Below are 1,747 nucleotides of genomic sequence, written 5' to 3'. Positions count from 1 at the left end.
CAAAAAACCAGAACTTCTAAAGAAAGTACTGGCATTGGCTAAATCCCCCTTGAAAGATGCAGCAGCAGTTAACTCAACTCGTTGGGAAGTATGGAGGAGGCTGCAACTGACTGGATTACCTGTTGACACAGGTTCTGGTGGTCTGACTAAGTTCAATCGTAAAACCAGAGAGATTGAGAAAACCCATTGGACTGATGCTGCTTGTGTAGGTAAATCCACTCCTCAGACATTACTCCTAAATGGAGTGAAACCGCTAATAGTTACAGCTAAAGGTCACGGGGTGCGCCAAAGATGTCGTCCAAATAAGTATGGCTTCCCTAAGGCTCATGCGCCTGCTGCTAAGTTTTTCAAAGGCTTCCAAACGGGAGATATTGTCAAAGCTGATATCAAGGGAGGAAAATATGCCGGTCAATACACAGGAAGAATAGCCATTCGTTATCGCCCAAGTTTCGTTCTCCAAACTCCAGAAAAGAAGATTGACGTACATCCAAAGTACTTGCGAACAATTTTCAAAGCTGACGGTTATGAGTACGCAAATTAAGTTATTTAACGATTCGCTACCGCTGGCCGTAGGCCACGCTACGCGAACAATTTATTTATTGCGGGAATTCCCATCCCGCTAAAACTAACGTTTATAACGGGAGTCCCCTTCCCATATTCAAGATGGATAACGACCAAAACTTGCTAATCCTGACCATTTATATAATCGGTGTTACTTACGTTTTGTACAAAGCGTTTCAGGAAATAGACAAACTTATAACCGTTAAGGTAGACTCTGATGCTATCAATCAGGAACTGGAAAAGCACAATCTTAATGATTTCATGGAAGTCAACTTTGGCTTCGATCCTAGCTATAAATTGGATGACTTAAAGGATCTTAAACTGAGTGTTAAAAATAAAACCAACGAGAATCCTGTTTATATTGAAATAGACTGGGATAAGAGTATTATCACTGACTTGGGAAATAATGCACGACCTATGGTTTGGGTAAATTCTGGTGATATGGAAGAGGCACCGAAAAGCCAAGACGTTGGTAAAATTCGTCCTGGTCAAAATTGCGAATTTAAGCTGAGCGATGAAAAGATTAAAGATGCATTATTTCCGGAGAAAGACTTGAAGAAGGCGATTAAAAATGGTGGCCAATTTAATCTCCAATTATTATTCAATATATTTGAACCAAATACTGGAAAAAGCAGTTCGTGCTACTTACCCTGTAGGTTTACACCGATCAAGGTACACTGGACCCAGGCTATAGTTCTTGCCTTGCAGCCTCAATAGGTCTAGCAGTTGGGAGTCTATTTGGGAGTCTATTTAGAGGATTTTGGTTTGTCTCCAGTATTACGAACGTTGACCAACTTATTGAGTACTTCAAACCAAAAGGGGGCTCCCATACAGATTGCGATCGCACTCAAAATAATCCCGACAACGAATTTGAAGTAAACCCAAGTCAAACCCAGCTCTCTGGGAAGATGATTCGGTTCTTCAAACTGCTCTATAAGATTAGTTTCTCCCCAGCCAATGGGAAGAAAGGCTAGGTCATCTACAGCTGAGGTTATACTATCATAACAGTCATTACTGTTTGATTCTTGCTGTAAACAGGCACCGGTTTCATTAACAATTCTATTAGTGACTTGATTGACAGCAGCTCTTACACTGTGGTTTTTATAGAATTGATTGCTGATATTGATGGTATCGATATTCAAGGCTAGGGAAATCACTAATCCAATTAAAAAAGATATGGCTTTAG

Annotated in this window: 1 protein-coding gene and 2 pseudogenes; 2 read left to right on the top strand and 1 reads right to left on the bottom strand. The window is 40.5% G+C overall.

The window, feature by feature from the left end; all coding sequences use genetic code 11:
• Positions 1-541: pseudogene (locus F6K49_RS45965) on the top strand (HNH endonuclease); the annotation flags it as partial.
• A gap of 122 nt (positions 542-663) precedes the next feature.
• Positions 664-1,278: a hypothetical protein gene (locus tag F6K49_RS45960; protein ID WP_070391961.1), complete on the top strand. Its 615-nt coding sequence runs from the start codon at positions 664-666 to the stop codon at positions 1,276-1,278.
• A 29-nt stretch (positions 1,279-1,307) separates the two neighbouring features.
• Here F6K49_RS45960 and F6K49_RS45955 read toward each other — a convergent pair.
• Positions 1,308-1,747, bottom strand: a pseudogene (locus F6K49_RS45955) (hypothetical protein); the annotation flags it as partial.

The sequence above is a fragment of the Moorena sp. SIO3I6 genome (assembly GCF_010672095.1).
Note: the sequence above shows the minus strand (reverse complement) of the source record. Positions and strands in the feature narration are given on the sequence as shown.

What these genes read in the sequence shown, in the direction of transcription:
- F6K49_RS45960 (WP_070391961.1), top strand. Translation starts at nt 664, where the DNA reads ATGGATAACGACCAAAACTTGCTAATCCTGACCATTTATATAATCGGT.